The 15,694-nt window shown below is 64.3% G+C and carries 10 protein-coding genes and 3 pseudogenes; 8 read left to right on the top strand and 5 right to left on the bottom strand.

All coding sequences use genetic code 11. From position 1 onward, the window contains the following. Window positions 1–33 precede the first annotated feature (33 nt). From XpopCFBP1817_RS14540 to XpopCFBP1817_RS14530, 3 genes are all read right to left on the bottom strand, one after another. On the bottom strand, window positions 34–966 hold the full coding sequence (locus XpopCFBP1817_RS14540; RefSeq protein WP_244171190.1) for an AAA family ATPase: 933 nt from the start codon (window positions 964–966) through the stop codon (window positions 34–36). A 9-nt stretch (window positions 967–975) separates the two neighbouring features. Further along, window positions 976–1,401 (bottom strand): DNA polymerase III subunit chi, encoded by a 426-nt coding sequence (locus tag XpopCFBP1817_RS14535; RefSeq protein ID WP_128417659.1) that lies wholly within the window; start codon window positions 1,399–1,401, stop codon window positions 976–978. Between the two features lie 121 nt (window positions 1,402–1,522). Then, window positions 1,523–3,007 (bottom strand): leucyl aminopeptidase, encoded by a 1,485-nt coding sequence (locus XpopCFBP1817_RS14530; protein ID WP_128417658.1) that lies wholly within the window; start codon window positions 3,005–3,007, stop codon window positions 1,523–1,525. 107 nt (window positions 3,008–3,114) lie between these two features. Here XpopCFBP1817_RS14530 and lptF point away from each other — a divergent pair, with 107 nt between their 5' ends. After that, a complete protein-coding gene (gene lptF, locus XpopCFBP1817_RS14525) occupies window positions 3,115–4,197 on the top strand; it encodes an LPS export ABC transporter permease LptF (RefSeq protein WP_128417657.1) in 1,083 nt (360 codons plus the stop codon). Next, window positions 4,194–5,300, top strand: coding sequence for an LPS export ABC transporter permease LptG (lptG, locus tag XpopCFBP1817_RS14520; RefSeq protein ID WP_128417656.1), 1,107 nt, complete (start codon window positions 4,194–4,196; stop codon window positions 5,298–5,300). Before lptF ends, lptG begins: the two co-directional genes overlap by 4 nt. A 307-nt stretch (window positions 5,301–5,607) precedes the next feature. On the opposite strand, the gene XpopCFBP1817_RS14510 is transcribed toward lptG, so the two are convergent. Beyond that, window positions 5,608–6,099, bottom strand: coding sequence for an RDD family protein (locus XpopCFBP1817_RS14510; RefSeq protein WP_128417655.1), 492 nt, complete (start codon window positions 6,097–6,099; stop codon window positions 5,608–5,610). Between the two features lie 256 nt (window positions 6,100–6,355). Here XpopCFBP1817_RS14510 and xerD point away from each other — a divergent pair, with 256 nt between their 5' ends. The 4 genes and pseudogenes from xerD to XpopCFBP1817_RS14490 all read left to right on the top strand — a co-directional run. Further along, a complete protein-coding gene (xerD, locus tag XpopCFBP1817_RS14505; protein ID WP_128417654.1) occupies window positions 6,356–7,333 on the top strand; it encodes a site-specific tyrosine recombinase XerD in 978 nt (325 codons plus the stop codon). Between the two features lie 202 nt (window positions 7,334–7,535). Beyond that, window positions 7,536–8,333, top strand: coding sequence for a DsbC family protein (locus XpopCFBP1817_RS14500; RefSeq protein WP_128417653.1), 798 nt, complete (start codon window positions 7,536–7,538; stop codon window positions 8,331–8,333). A gap of 316 nt (window positions 8,334–8,649) precedes the next feature. Further along, the gene (purL, locus tag XpopCFBP1817_RS14495) at window positions 8,650–12,792 is read left to right on the top strand and encodes a phosphoribosylformylglycinamidine synthase (protein WP_128417652.1); all 4,143 of its coding nucleotides are present in this window, start codon (window positions 8,650–8,652) and stop codon (window positions 12,790–12,792) included. Between the two features lie 398 nt (window positions 12,793–13,190). After that, window positions 13,191–13,466: pseudogene (locus tag XpopCFBP1817_RS14490) on the top strand (protease); the annotation flags it as partial. Window positions 13,467–13,809: 343 nt separating this feature from the next. On the opposite strand, the pseudogene XpopCFBP1817_RS14485 reads toward XpopCFBP1817_RS14490, so the two are convergent. After that, a pseudogene (locus tag XpopCFBP1817_RS14485) lies at window positions 13,810–14,049 on the bottom strand (transposase); the annotation flags it as partial. Window positions 14,050–14,807: 758 nt separating this feature from the next. Here XpopCFBP1817_RS14485 and XpopCFBP1817_RS14475 point away from each other — a divergent pair. Next, a pseudogene (locus tag XpopCFBP1817_RS14475) lies at window positions 14,808–15,253 on the top strand (avidin/streptavidin family protein). A gap of 102 nt (window positions 15,254–15,355) precedes the next feature. Beyond that, the gene (locus XpopCFBP1817_RS21915; RefSeq protein WP_167393943.1) at window positions 15,356–15,559 is read left to right on the top strand and encodes a hypothetical protein; all 204 of its coding nucleotides are present in this window, start codon (window positions 15,356–15,358) and stop codon (window positions 15,557–15,559) included. Window positions 15,560–15,694: the final 135 nt, after the last annotated feature.

The raw sequence follows: 15,694 nt of genomic DNA, 5'->3' as shown, positions 1-15,694 counted from the left end.
TGATCATGTCTGTCGTTCTCCGCTGGCAGGGCGTCAAGTCAATGATGGCAGATTGCTGGGGTTTTTAGAGGCTCCTTTTAGTGTTCCATCCGACATCTGGCCTGCATAGAAGGGGTCGTTGAAGGCGCCATCATTGAATTGAAGAAGCACTCGCTTGTCTTGTGTCTCGGTTGTTCTGATACTGTGCACGCCAGGAATTTTTGCCGCGATGCGATCAAGGATGGTTTTGAAACGTTCTTTATGTTCGCGTTCCATATACTGAACGACGTTTCCGATGTTCTCGCCATGCACATAGAGATGTCGTTGGGCTCCGGCCGAACGTATGGAGCGTGCAGCTTCCGGGTTAAAATAGGAAAGATACCAGCCTTTCAAGAAGTCGCGGAAACGTTTTATGCGCGGATGCTCTTTCAATGTGCCAAGCGTTGCAATTCCCAGTTGGCGCAGATCAGTGAGCTCCACATCCTCTTGAGCGCGATCTTCTTCGCCGCTGGATGATTCCACCGCTTCTTCGCCGGCCCATACCTTTCCAACGCCGTGATGCAGGCGTAAAAATGGGTAGGGTCTGCCGTGTGTCTGTCCTTTGCGACGTTGCTTGAGAACCTCTGATTCGACGAACGGCCTCCCGCTACTGTCCAGGTTGATGGCCAGCTCGTAAGTGATAGGGCGTTCGCCCTTCGCTTCCCGGTAATAGATATCGAATCGTATGGATTCTTCGGTCCCCAAAGAGCGCATGCGCTCGAAGCCCCCGCGTTGTTTGTCGTCGCATGCCGATTCGATATCTTTGGACAAACAGTCGGCGACAAAGCCGAAGGCATCGAATAGTGTGCTTTTTCCGACACCGTTCTTGCCGATGAAAACGGTGAAAGGAGTCAACGGATCACCCTGTTGTTCAGCAGACAGGCGTCCAAGCGTGATGTCGCGCAGCGCGCGATAGTTGCGGACACGAAAGCCTTCGATCAATGCCATACCCGTTCCTTACATGTCGTATTTCGTGAGTTTCAGGCCCAGTGCCTTGTACTGCTTCCAGCGTTCGCGCAGCGGTTCGCGGGCTGCGGGGTCGGCGGGCACGACTTCCAGCACGCGGTCGCAGGCGCCCAGGTAGGGATCGTCGCGCAGGTTGATCACCAGCGGGCGCGAGGGCGCGGCGAAATCGGGGGCGGCGATCAGCACCGGGGTGAGTTCGTCCTCTTCGTCGGTGCCGGCGATTTGATGCGGGATATAGGCCTCGTCGTCGAACGCCCACAGCAGGTCGTCCAGCGCTTCGGCCTGTTCGGCATCGCGCGCCAGGATCAGCGTGGAGAGATTGGCGTCGTAGGCCTTGCGCGCCAGCTCGCAGACCAGCCGCAGCGGTTCGTTGAGGAAGCGCGGTTTGGCGATCAGGTAGAAATCGGCACGGGGCATCAGGGCAGGGAGTCGTTGAGAGGGATTCGGGATTGGCAACAGCAGGTCATGGCCGCCCGCACATTGCGTAGGACGGCGGGATGCGTGCGCTTTACACGCATCCCGACTCTCCACTCCCCAATCACGCCGCGCCGTTTGCGGCGCGGTCGAGCAACCACTGCGTCAACAGCCCGACCGGGCGACCGGTGGCCATGCCGCGCTTGCCTTCGTCGCTGGCCACGCCGGCGATGTCCAGATGCGCCCAGCGCTGGTTTTCGGTGAAGCGCGACAGGAAGCAGCCGGCGGTGATCGCACCGCCCCAACGGCCACCGATGTTGTAGACGTCGGCGAAGCTGGAATCCAGCAGGCCCTGATATTCGTCCCACAAGGGCAGGCGCCAGGCGCGGTCGAACACCTGCTCGCCAGCGGCCAGCAGTTCGTCGGCCAGGTCGTCGTGCTTGCTCATCAGGCCGGCGGTCTGGTGGCCGAGCGCCACCATGCAGGCGCCGGTCAGCGTGGCCACGTCCACCAGCGCTTCGGGGTTGAAGCGCTCTGCATAGGTCAGCGCATCGCATAGGATCAGGCGGCCTTCGGCGTCGGTGTTGCCGACCTCAATGGTCTTGCCGGACATGCTGGTGATCACATCCGAGGGGCGATACGCATTGCCGTCGATGGCGTTCTCCACCGCCGGCACCACCACTACCAGATTGATCGGTAGCTCGGCTTTGACCGTTGCCACGAAGGTGCCGATGACGTTGGCGCCGCCGCACATGTCGTACTTCATTTCCTCGATGCCGCCCTGCGTCTTGAGATTGACGCCGCCGGTGTCGAAGGTGATGCCCTTGCCGACCAGCACATAGGGACGCGCATCGCCGCCGCCGTTCCACTTCAGCACGATCAGCTGCGGACGGTTGGCCGAGCCACGCGCCACCGACAGCAGCGAGCCCATGCCCAGCGCGTCCATCTGCGCCTCGTCCAGGATTTCGGCTTCGGCACCGGGGAATTTGCCGGCGAACGCGGCGGCGGTCTCGGCCAGATAAGCCGGGGTGCAATAATTCGGCGGCAGGTTGCCCAGCTCGCGGGCGAACTCCACGCCCTCGGCGGTGGCTACGCCAATCGCCAGTGCGCGGGCGTCGTCGCCGGCGATCGCCAACGTGGTCAAGCCGGTCTCGTCGACCTTCTTCTTGCCCAGCGTGGCGGTGTAGCGATAAGCGGCGTGGTCGCTGACGATGATCGCCTGGCGGATATTCCAGGCGGTATCGCGCGCCTTGATCGGCAATTCGGTCAGGGTGAGCAGGGCGGTGCCGACCGGGCCAGCCTTCAGTGCGCGGGTCGCATCGCCGATCGCCTTGAGATAGGGCGCCACGCCGAACTTGCCGGCCTCACCCAACCCCACCACCAGCACGCGCGGGGCGGCGACGCCAGGCAGGTCGTGCAGCAGGCTGGTGCTGCCGGTCTTGGAAGCCACATCGCCGCGTGCCACCAAGGCCGTCAAACGGCCCTGGCTGGCGCTGTCCAGCGCCTGCGCGGCGGGCGAAAGGGTCTTGTCGGCGAACACGCCAACCACAATGCAGTCGACGGCGGCGCTTGCCGGCGCGTCTTGGTTCAGGGTGAATTGCAGGGCCATTGATCAGATTCCGTAGGCAAATCCGTACAATCGCGCACTATTTACGCCAGCCTGATTAGACTGACGCCGCCGCGAACGAATCTGAGAGTTTAAAACAAGCCCACCCCATGCCGAAGCTCGATCGATACCTGCTGAGCGATTTCACCCAGAGCTTCCTGGCCACTTTGATCGTGCTGTTGGTTGTCAGCGTGGGCGGTGTGCTGGTGGATATCCTGGGCAATATCGCCGAGGGCCGCATCCCCGCTCGCTTATTGCTGTCTCAGGTGGGTCTGCAATTTGTGGCTTATCTGCCAATTATTCTGCCGCTGGCACTCATGCTCGGCCTGCTGCTGGCGCTGGCGCGGCTGTACCGCGATTCAGAAATGGCCGTGATTACCGCCATTGGTGTCGGCCCGCGGCGGATGTTGCGCCCGATCCTGATGTTGGTGGTGCCGGTGGTGATCGTGATTGGCCTGTGCTCGCTGTGGTTGGGCCCGTGGGCCAGCCGCACCGCCGAGACCATGCTCGAAGATGCCAACCGCAGCATCGTGATGGCCGGCCTGGAGTCTGGCAAGTTCACTCCGCTATCCGGCGGTGGGGTGGTCTACCTGACCACGATCTCGGCCGACGGCAAGGGCCTGAGCAAGGTCTTCATGCAGCGCCAGAAGGACGACCGCATTGATGTGGTCACCGCCGACCGCGGTGCGATGTTCTTCGAAGGCAAGGCCGACCGCTACCTGCGCCTGGAGGATGGTTACCGTATCGAAGGCCCGGCCGCTGGTACCACCCTGGACTACCGTTTGATGAAGTTCGCCAGCAACGATGTGGCCTTGCCAGACCGCAACCAGGTGCACGATGCCAACGATCCGGAAGTGATGTGGACCACGCAGCTGCTGTCTGACGAACGCCCGACTGCGCGCGCGCAGCTGCATGAGCGTCTGGCGCCGCCGTTGCTCGCGCTGGCGTTCGCATTGCTGACCCTGCCGCTGTCGCGCAGTGCGCCGCGGCAACAGCGTTACGGCCGCATCATGCTGGCCTTCCTGGCTTACATGGTGGGCACCAATCTGATGATCGTCGGCACCCAGTGGATCGCCAACGGCAAGACGCCTGCCGCGCTCGGTCTTTGGTGGCTGACGCTGCCAGTGCTGGCAGTGGCAATCTGGGCGTATGCACGCGATGGCCGCGTGCGTCGGCCGAGGGTGCGCGCATGAGGCTGATGCCACGGGTGCATGATTGGTACGTCGGGCGCGTGGCGTTGTTCACCGTGCTGCTGACCTGGGCGGTGCTGTTGGGCCTGGACCTGGTCAACGCGTTTGCCAGCGAGGCGAAAAGTATCGGCCAGGGTAGTTATACCTTTGGTCATGCATTCGCTTACGTGGCTTACACGGTGCCGCGTCGGGCCTACACCTTGTTCCCCACTGCGGCGGTGATTGGCGCGTTGATGGGCCTGGGCCAGCTGGCAGCGACTTCTGAACTGACCGCGTTGCGCGCGCTGGGCGTGTCGCGCAAGCGCATGTCGGCTTCGGTAGTCGCAGCGATGGCGTTGCTGACCGCCGGCATGGTGATCAGTGGCGAGACCGTTGGGCCGTGGGCACAGAATCAGGCCGATACGCTCAAGACCAGCGCCCGCTACAACAGCGATATGGCAATGGCGCGCTATTCCGGCCTGTGGGCGCGCGAAGGCGATACCTTCCTCAATGCGCTGAGTGGCGAAGAAACGCTGCTCGACGGCGGCGGCACCGCGCTGGATCTGCACGATGTGCGGCTGTATCACCTCGATACCAACGGCCGGCTGCAGCAGTTGACCTACGCGACGCTGGCCGAGAATCGCAATGGTGGCTGGACGCTGCGCCAGGTACGTCGCGATACCTTCCAGGAACGCGCGGTGCAGCGCGAAACTTTCCCCGAACTGCCGTGGCAATCGCAGCTCAGCCCGGCAGCGCTGGCGGCAGGTCTGGCCAAGCCGCGCAATCTGTCCGCACGCGATCTGGAAAAGAGCATCGAGTACCGTCGCCGCAACGGCCTGGATGCGCGCGACTACGAAGACCAGTACTGGAGCCGCTGGTTCTACCCGCTCAACGTGTTGGCGCTGTGCCTAGCGGCGATCCCGTTCTCGTTTGGGTCACTGCGTAGCGGCGGGCTGGGCAAGCGGCTGTTCCTGGGCATTCTGTTCGCGCTGGGGTTCTGGCTGCTGCAGCTGTTTTTCGGCCGCATGGCCGGCGCGCTCAAGCTGGATTACCGCATCGCCTACGCACTGCCGCCGATGGTGATGCTGGGTGTGTCTGCGTGGTTGTTCCGACGGCGCAGTAGCTGACGCGGATACGCCGTCAGTGTCGTGGGCATCGCGCTCTGCCTGCTGTATGCGGCCGCGATGGCTTTATGCGTGTTGGTCGCTAGCAATGTGGGTGATGCTGCCGAGGGCGATTCCGTTCTGTTGCCGCGGATACTCCAGCTGACGCTGCTGAGCGCGCTGGATGCTGACGCCTGGTTGAGCGATGCGTCTTGGGCGAGCATCTACGCCGTGTTGGTGCCGCCGTTTCTGGTGATGCGATATCTGAGTGGCTATGCCGTGCGGCGGCTGATCGAGCGCCCGTGGGCAAGGCGGTACGTAGGCGCAAGACTTATCGATTCACCGCATGCGCGCTCCGCGTGCGGGAGCGTGGTGTGCGCTGCAGGCGCGTGCCACTGGCACGGTCATGCCATGCCAGTCCATCGCGATCCACCCAGGCCCACCAGAATCCTGCGCCGCCCAGCGCCAGCGATACCGTGCCGATGACATAGCGGATCCATAGCGCGCGCCACGAGGCTTGCTGGCCGATCAACGACAACCGCCACGGGCGCATGCCCAGCGTCTGGCCGCCGCGGCGCCAGCTCACGGTGGCGTAGATGCCGGCGGCAATCCAGCAGCACAGCCACAACAGCCATTGCCAGCCGCTGAAAGGGGCGATGTTTTCGCGTGCCGGATGCCCGGCGAGGGCGAAGCCCAGGGTGAAAGCGGCGGAGATCAGCATCCATAGCGCCAGCACCGGCCAGGTGTCGTAACACATGGCCAGCAGCCGCCAGCCCACAAGAGTGGGCGGGCGCGCGGTGCGCGGTGCGGAGATCGAGGTCATGCCGCGAGCATAGCCGGCGCGTGCGATCGAGCAACGCCGGGCTGCGGCAGCGCCATGCCGAACGTGATAGCAACCAAGTCGCTGGGGAACTTCATTAAGCGGTCGTCCTAAGGTGTTGCCGGCGGCCGGCAAAGCAATTGCGCAAGGTGGGGGCGCGCGGCAACCGGCGGCTCGTTACGCCAGGCGCGCGCAGCCAACCCTTTTCATCGCCAACGCAGCACATCGCAACCTGCGCGCCAGGCTCTATGCTGTTGTGATGTCTGCCAGCAGTCCCGCCGAACGTCGCCAACTCGCCCAACAGCTGCCGCCCTTGGAGGCGGCTGATGCTGCTGCCATCGAGCGCTTTCTGGATCGTTTCTGGGCCGAGCAGGGCGTGGTGCGGCAGACCCTGGACAGTTATCGGCGCGATCTGGAAGGGCTGGCGCGTTGGCGCACCGGTGCCGGTGCCGGTGGTGGGCTGCTGGGCGTTGATCGAGCGGCGGTGTTCGACTATCTACATTGGCGTTCCGATGCGCGTTATTCGCCACGCAGCACGGCGCGGCTATTGTCGACGCTGCGGGCGTTCTACGGCCTGTGTCTGCGCGATGGTCTGCGCAGCGACGACCCGACCGCGCTGATCGACCCGCCCCACTTGCCGCGCAGCTTGCCCAAGGCGCTGACCGAAAGTCAGATCGAAGCGCTGCTGGCCGCTCCCGACATCGACACCCCGCTGGGCCTGCGCGACCGCGCCATGCTGGAGCTGATGTATGCGGCCGGTCTGCGCGTCAGCGAGCTGGTCAACCTGCCGGCAGTGGGGGTCAATCTGCGGCAAGGCGTGCTGCGGGTGACCGGCAAGAGCAGCAAGGACCGGCTGGTGCCGTTGGGCGAGGAATCCCAGCATTGGCTGGAGCGTTATCTGCATGAAGCGCGCCCGCTGCTGGCCAGTCACAAGCCGGTGTCGCCGGTCGATGGGCAGGTGCCGCTGTTTATCGACGCCGCGCGTCAGCCGCCCAGCCGCCAACAGTTCTGGGCGCTGGTCAAACGCTATGCGGCGGTGGCCGGGATCGATCCGGCCACGGTCAGCCCGCATGGGCTACGCCACAGCTTCGCCACCCATCTGCTCAACCACGGCGCCGACCTGCGCGCGCTGCAGATGCTGCTTGGTCATAGCTCATTGTCGACCACCCAGATCTACACGCTGGTGGCGCGGCAGCACCTGCAAAAGCTGCACGCCAAGCATCATCCGCGCGGGTAAACGGGTATCGCGGCAGGCCGGTCGGGGTGCATCTGGCCAGGAGAGGGCTGCCGGCGAGTCGGCCAATGCGCAATCGCCACAACGCGCGCGCCGATTCCGGCAATGAACCGGCCCTCCGGGTAACCAATAAACTGAGCCGGCCTTTGCCTTGCTTCATCTGCGCTGTGCGAGAATCCGGGCACCAATTGCACTGGATGCGTGAATGTATCGTCTTGCCATCGCCGCGCTGCTGGGCGCGATCAGTCTTACCGCCTGCGCACAATCGTCGCAGCCTGCGGCAAGCAATGCCGGCGCCAAGTCAGCCGCCGCGCCTGCCGCCACCGGCAACGTGGATCAGCGCGTCAGCGTGGCGCTCAAGGCGCTGGACCCGGACTTCAAGCCCGACTACATCGGTGCCGCGCCGTTCCCCGGCTTCCGTGAAGTGGTCGTCGGCGGGCAGGTCCTATACGTCAGCGACGACGGCCGCTACCTGATGCAGGCGCAGCCGTTCGACATCCAGAACAAGCAGTTTGCCGCCAGCGCCGGTCTGCTGGCCTATCGTCGCAAGCAGCTGGAAACCATCCCCAAGGCCGACCGCATTGTCTTTGCGCCGGCAAATCCGAAGTACGCGGTCACCGTGTTCACCGACGTGGAGTGTGGCTACTGCCGCAAGCTGCATAGCGAGATCGCCGAGCTGAACAAGCAGGGCATCGCGGTGGAATACGTCGCCTTCCCGCGCATGGGCCTGGGCAGCCAGGACTACAAGGAGATGGTGGCGGTGTGGTGCTCGGCCGACCGCAAGCAGGCGCTGACCAGTGCCAAGTCCGGTCAGTGGGTGAGTTCCAAGGACTGCAAGAACCCGGTGTCGATGGAGTACACGCTGGGCCAGCGCCTGGGCGTCAACGGCACCCCGGCGATCTTCGCCCCCGACGGCACCCAGCTCGGTGGCTACCTGCCGCCGGCGCAGCTGCGTGAGGCCCTGGAAAAGCGCGCCGTCACCACGGCGGGCGGAAGCCGCTGATGTATCTGGAAGCGGCGTTTTGATGCCGCTTCGGCGCTGGTGGCTTCGACCGCCGGCGGGATCACTCAAAAGGCCTGGATGCGCATGCATTCCGGCCTTGTCGTTTCAGGGCGGGCGGGTACTGCGCTGCGCTGACATCCAAGCCAATGGCAGGTTCAGGCTGCTCCCGAGGCGGGCGCATTGTCCGCCGCCACTGCCGCGCCGAACTGGATCCAGGCAGCGCTGTACGAGCGATCTCCCGGCCGATCCGCCGGGCACTGAGTCCCTCAACCTCCGTTACAATCTGCAGCCCCGTTTCTGACACGGTTCCTCGGACATGATGGTCCTCGAGGGCGCTTCCGCCCTTTCGCCGTTCCGCCGCGCTCGGCTCGAAACCCGTCTGCAAACCCTCGTTCCCGCGTTGCGCATCACTGGCGCCTGGCACGTGTACTTCATCCGCGTTGAAGCCGGGCAAGCGCCCGATCAGGCCACCTTGCAGCGGATTTTGCAGGCCGAAGCCGCGCCAGCACCGCGCGCCGAAGACGCCTCATCGTGCTATGTGGTGCCGCGTCTGGGCACGCTGTCGCCCTGGTCGAGCAAGGCCACCGAGCTGGTGCGCGGGGCCGGGCAGCCGATCCAGCGTGTGGAGCGCGGTACCCGCATCGATCTGGCCGGCTGGCCGAACAATGACGCCGACCAGGCCGCCGTGGCCAAGCTGCTGTACGACCCGATGACGCAGTCGCTGCTCGGCTCGGCGGCTGCCGCCGAGGCGCTGTTCAACGAACCCGATCGTGGCCAGTTGCAGCACGTGGCGCTGGGTGCGCTCGAACAGGCCAACCGCACTCTGGGCCTGGCCCTGGCGCAGGACGAGATCGACTACCTGCGCGAGCGGTTCGCCGAGCTGGGCCGCGACCCGACAGATGTCGAGCTGATGATGTTCGCCCAGGCCAACTCCGAGCACTGCCGGCACAAGATCTTCAACGCCAGCTGGAGCATCGACGGCAAGCCGCAGGAGCGCTCGCTGTTCCGCATGATCAAGCACACCCACCAGCAGACCCCGCAGCACACCTTGTCGGCGTACAGCGACAACGCGGCGGTGGTGGAAGGCGTGCCGGCCGCGCGCTATCGTCCGGACCCGGCCAGCGGCGAGTACCGCAGCGAAGCGGTGCTGCCGTCGGCGTTTGCAATCAAGGTGGAAACGCATAACCACCCGACCGCGATCGCGCCGTTTCCTGGCGCGGCCACCGGTGCGGGCGGCGAGATCCGCGACGAAGGCGCCACCGGCCGCGGCGGCAAGCCCAAGGCCGGCCTGACCGGGTTTACGGTGTCGCATCTGCGCATCCCGACCCTGCCGCAGCCCTGGGAAGCGCCGCGCGCGCTGAACCCGCGCATGGCCCCGGCGCTGGACATCATGCTCGAGGGCCCGCTCGGCGGCGCCGCGTTCAACAACGAATTCGGCCGGCCGAATCTGCTCGGCTATTTCCGCAGTTTCGAGCTTGCCGAAGGTGGGGGTCTGACCCGCGCCTACGACAAGCCGATCATGCTGGCCGGCGGCCTGGGCGCGATCGATCGCAATCAGGTCGAAAAGCTGCGCCTGCAGCCGGGCGATGCGGTGATCGTGCTGGGCGGCCCGGCAATGCTGATCGGCCTGGGCGGCGGTGCGGCCAGTTCGGTCGCCGCCGGCGACAGCGCCGAGGCGCTGGATTTTGCCAGCGTGCAGCGCGAAAACCCGGAGATGGAACGCCGCTGCCAGGAGGTCATCGACCGTTGCGTGGCGTTGGGCACTGAAAACCCGATTCGCTGGTTCCACGACGTGGGCGCGGGCGGTTTGTCCAACGCCATTCCCGAGTTGCTGCACGACTCCGGCGTGGGCGGCGTGATCGACCTGGGCCGTGTCCTCACCGACGATCCCTCGCTGTCGCCGCTGGAACTGTGGTGCAACGAATCGCAAGAGCGCTATGTGCTGGGCGTGCCGCAGGCGCGCCTGGAAGCATTCGCCGCCATCTGCGCCCGCGAGCGTTGCCCGTTTGCGGCAGTCGGCGTGGCCACGGCCGAGCAGCGGCTGGTGGTGGGGTATGGGACGCTTGATGTCGGGACCGTGGACTGGGGACCGGGCAACCGGGAAAGGCAAGCGCAGCAGTACGAGCGCGATGGCGCAGTTGCGCAGGGTACGTCGACGGCCGCACATGGCGCCGCCGTTCCGGATCCCCGGTCCCCGGTCCCCGGTCCCGACCTACCCATCAACCTTCCCATGGACGTGCTGTTCGGCAAACCGCCGAAAATGCATCGCGATGGCGTGCATCCGCCGCAGCCGTGTTGGCCGGTGCTGCAGACCGGCACATTGGATCTGCAGCAGGCCGGTTTGCGCGTTTTGGCGCATCCCACGGTGGCGTCCAAGAGCTTTCTGGTGACCATCGGCGATCGCAGCGTGGGCGGCTTGACTGCACGCGAGCAAATGATCGGGCCGTGGCAGCTGCCACTGGCCGATTGCGCGATCACCATGGCCGGTTTCGACACCTTCGCCGGCGAAGCGATATCGATCGGCGAACGCACACCGCTGGCGTTGTTGAACGCTGCGGCCTCGGCACGCATGGCGGTTGGCGAGGCGATCACCAACCTGTGCGCTGCACCGGTGCAGACGCTGGACAGCATCAAGCTCTCGGCGAACTGGATGGCCGCCGCCGGGCATGCAGGCGAAGACGCCTTGTTGTACGACGCGGTGCGCGCGATCGGGATGGAACTGTGCCCTGCGCTTGATCTGAGCGTGCCGGTGGGCAAGGACTCGCTGTCGATGCAGGCGCAGTGGGTTGTGGCCGGAACCGGGGACCGGGGACCCGGGACCCGGGAAGAGCAGGCGCAAGTGCGCGATTCCGTTTCGTCCCCCGATGGGGTGTCCGTTGTCGGCGATTCTGCTGTTCCGGGTTCCGGGTCCCGGGTCCCGGGTCCCGACCGAACGCACAAGAGCGTTTCCCCCGTCTCGCTGATCATTACCGCGTTCGCGCCCGTCGGCGATGTGCGTACGCAGCTGACGCCGCTGTTGCGCAGCGACGAAGAGAGCGAGCTGTGGTTGATCGGGCTGGGTGGCGGCAAGCAGCGTCTCGGCGGTTCGGTGTTGGCGCAGGTGTATGCCGATGATGCGGCGCTGCCGGCCTTCGGGGGCGAAGTGCCGGATCTGGACGATGCGCAGCGGTTGCGTAGTTTCTTCGAGCTGATCCGCGCTGCGCGCGAAAGCGGCTTGTTGCTGGCGTATCACGATCGCAGCGATGGCGGTGCGTTTGCGGCGCTGTGCGAAATGGCATTCGCCTCGCGTCAGGGTCTGGATATCACGCTCGATGCGTGGGGCGACGATGCGTTCCGTAGTCTGTTCAACGAAGAACTGGGCGCGGTGGTGCAGATCGCCAGCGGGGATCGCGCCGCGTTCGCCGATCTGGTCGAGCGGCATGCCTTGACCGAATGCGCGCAGCGGATCGCGCGGCCCACCGGTGCGCCGCGCATCCGCGTAAGCGGGCAGGGCAGGGTGCTGGCCGAGTGGCGGTGGGAAGCATTGTTCGATGCCTGGTGGTCGGTGACGCATGCCATGCAGAAACTGCGCGACAACCCGGACAGTGCCGATGAAGAGCGCGCGCTGGCACGCAACTTCCACGCACCGGGGTTGCGTCCTAGGCTGGTGTTCGATCCCTCCGAAGATGTGGCCGCGCCGTTCGTGGCGACCGGTGCGCGGCCCAAGGTGGCGATCCTGCGCGAGCAGGGCGTCAACGGGCAGATCGAGATGGCCTACAACTTCGAACGCGCGGGTTTTCGTGCGTTCGACGTGCATATGAGCGACCTGATCGAAGGCCGTGTGGATCTGGCGCAGTTCTCCGGTTTTGCGGCCTGCGGCGGTTTCAGTTACGGCGACGTGCTGGGTGCCGGCCGCGGTTGGGCAACCTCGATCCTGGAGCGTTCGGCATTGCGCGATCCGTTTGCCGAATTCTTCGCGCGCAGCGATACGTTCGCGCTGGGTGTGTGTAACGGCTGCCAGATGCTCAGCCAGCTCAAGGACATCATTCCAGGTGCCGAGCACTGGCCGCGCTTTTTACGCAATCGCAGCGAGCAGTTCGAAGCGCGCACGGCGTTGCTGGAAGTGGTGGAGTCGCCGTCGCTCTTCCTGCGCGGCATGGCTGGTTCGCGGATTCCGGTAGCGGTGGCGCATGGCGAAGGCCGGGCCGAGTTCGATACCGTGGTGGATCAGGCGGCCGTGCGTGTGGCCTTGCGTTTCATCGACGGCGACGGCGCAGTGACGTCGCAGTACCCGCTCAATCCCAACGGCTCGCCGGACGGCATCACCGGCCTGACCAATACTGACGGTCGCGCCACCATCCTGATGCCGCATCCCGAGCGCACCCCGCGCACGGCCAACCTGAGTTGGCACCCGGCCGACTGGGGCGAGGATTCGCCTTGGCTGCGGATGTTTCGCAATGCGCGGGTGTGGTGTGGTTGAGTGATGAGGCCGCGCCAGACAAAGACCGCATCCGGCGCTGAGATAACGCCATGCGTCATCGTCGATGGTCGATGGTCGATGGTCGGACACATTGCGATGCAACCGTCGCCAACCCACACAGCAATGCAGATGCCACAAACGCCGCAATGCAGGCGTCGGCGACGCCAGCGGCCGATACGGACGTGCCCGCCTACGCAGACGGTCAGGACGTCTTGGCTTTTTTGGCAATGCAAGCAGTGCCTTGAGCGATGGAACCAGCGCGCTGAGCGGGGAAGCGTGGCACTGGAGCGCGATGCGACTGCGATCGGTCATAACGCGGCAGCGGCGGCGACTGGATCGCCGAAGACGGCGAGTGCGGAATATTTCCGTTGGCCGAGCACATCACCTGGCACGGCACGCACGTGGCCGGAACTGTCGCAGTGGTGCAGAGCGCGCTGATTGCCGATGGCAAGCCGCCGTTGTCGCTGGCAGCGCTGGAAACCCTGCTCAAGCGCACTGCACGCGCCTTCCCGGTGCCGATTCCCGCAGCGACGCCGGCCGGCGCCGGTATCGTGGAGGCGGGTTCCGCCGTTGCCCGCGCCTTGCGGAGGTGCAACCCGGGCGATGTGGGGTGCCAGGTGGATGCGCAACCGCTGCGTAATGGCGTGGTCCAGAGCGGCATCTCCAACCTGGCTGAGGGTCGGCAGGAATTCGTGTAAAAAAACAGCCAAAGGTGAGCTAACTCGCTGCCAGTAAAGGATTTTTTAACGAATCCATGCCGACCCTCATCAACGGGCTGTACAAGCGTCACCTTCCTGAGTGTTGTTAGCCGTTCTAACACTATATTGCCTCATGGATCTTCCTTGCTCTAGGGCAACGCTGATCAAGCAGCCGCGTCACCTGCACGGCCAATGTTTGAGAACCTGACGGCGTGGATACGCGCAAAAAGCGCAAGATATGGTTAAAAACACAAAATCGTCGTGATTTTAAGCGGTGTGCACCGGCGTCTTTGGCCAGGTGCACGCTGCTCGGACGCAGTTATCCCGCCAGACGGGTACGTGACAGAGACAGATTTGCCAATCCCAGCGCCACAAAGCTGCGGTTGGCGTTCTTGTCCAGGCCGCGGTAACGCACATTGGCAAATCCCCACAGGCGCTTGACCACCGCAAACACGTGCTCCACCCGTGCACGGATCTTGGATGTGTGGCGGTTGCGGCTGCGCTCGGCCTCATCCACGTGCCCGCCCTTGCGCGTACGCCGATTGGTGAAGTCGCGCGCTATCCAAAAGCACGCTGCTGGATAGCAATTTTCACAGATCGGGGGCGGGTGGGGCTTTTTCGGCGTTGCCTAAAGGTCGATGAAGCTAGAGCTCGCTAGTGTCGTTAACAGCTGGAAAGTCGCGTAAATGGCTGGAATTCACAGCAAGGAAGTCGGCCCCGATCCGCTGGTTGTTATCCGAACCAATTGAGAAAAGACAACGTGCCGGTTGCAGGTCTCCCGTGACAAAAATGCAACCGGAACGATGCAATGCAGTGGGTCTGATCCAATCCAGGCGGGGCGTGACCGCAGGCGGTCACCGGCTTGGGGTGCTGCACCGATGCCGCGTGCCGCGTCATCGCCAGTCGGCCCTAATCCTCGCTCCTTCGCCGGCTATGCCGGCTGCGCGCTTCGCTTGCACCAGCACGCCGGCATTGCCAGCTCCAGGCCAGCAGCTGGCCCTCCGCTTGCCCACCGCGACCGACCAGCGGTGCGGGCGGCCTTGCAAGTGCGGCAGGCCGGACAATTTCAGCTGCGCACGATCGCTGGGCAGTTTGGCTTTGGCCTAGGCGGTCGCGCACGGGCTCGCGGGCTTTGCCAAGCTCCAGCGCCGCCTAGCTGGCGAAGAGGCCCGCCGGCACGAACCGCCCCTGACCCACCGCGGCCCCGACGCTGGAGATGGAGACACGCATCCCAGCAACATGCATCAATTCGGTGCTATCTAGTCGCCGCTGGACCCTGTCGCCGAATTTTTCTTCGGCTTGATTACGAGGAGAACGATAATGCCCATGTACATGCGTCAATATGCTGCCTGCGTTGCGCTGCTCGTAGGTTGCGTCTCACTGGCCCAGGCCGCGCCGACCTGCAACAACCCGGTAGGCAACTGGAAAAACCAGCTAGGTTCACACTCACGGTCACCGCCGTACAGACATCCGGGCAGCTTACGGGCACATACATCTCCCCTTCCGGCACTACGAGCTCGGTTTATCCGCTGGTCGGCTGGTTTGCCAACCCGGTTGCTGGGTCTACGGCATCGAGCAACCTGCCCGCCATTACCTTTTCGGTGCAGTGGGGTAACTACGGCAGCATGACGGCCTGGGCCGGTACCTGTGATGCGTCCAGCGGCGTGCCGACCATCACCACGGTCTGGCATTTGGTGCGGACCGGCTCGCAGTATTCGTGGGACCACATGTTGACCAACAGCGATGTTTTCGTTCCCAAATGACAGGTTGACGAAGCTGTCGCACCGTGTAGGCATAAGTGATCATGCATCGCTCTGGTGCGTGGTTGGTGTGTCGCTAAACAGTGCAGCGATGGTTGCATCTCGTTGACGCATCTCGTTGAGGGTCGGCAGGGATTCGTGAAAAATCTCTGTACTGGCAGCGAGTTAGCTTACTTTTTGCTGTTTTTTACACAAATCCCTGCCGACCCTCTGGCGGGCGATGCCGGCGTGTTCACCTTCGAGGCGAGTGCTGGTGCGGTGCTGAGTTTCATCAGCGTCGGTGGCAGGGGCAGGCAGGGTTGTATGTGACGTTCGGGCGTCAGCCGACCGCTACCGACAACGACGGCGCAGCGATGCGCAGCGGAACTAGGGCCTGTTAACACTAATGGCCTGAGCGAGTAAACTATCGGGTATGGAGATCACACCAGAGCAATTTTCCCTAAT

It is taken from the genome of Xanthomonas populi (assembly GCF_002940065.1).
Classification (GTDB): Bacteria; Pseudomonadota; Gammaproteobacteria; order Xanthomonadales; family Xanthomonadaceae; genus Xanthomonas; species Xanthomonas populi.
This window is presented reverse-complemented; position numbering and strand designations above follow the sequence as displayed.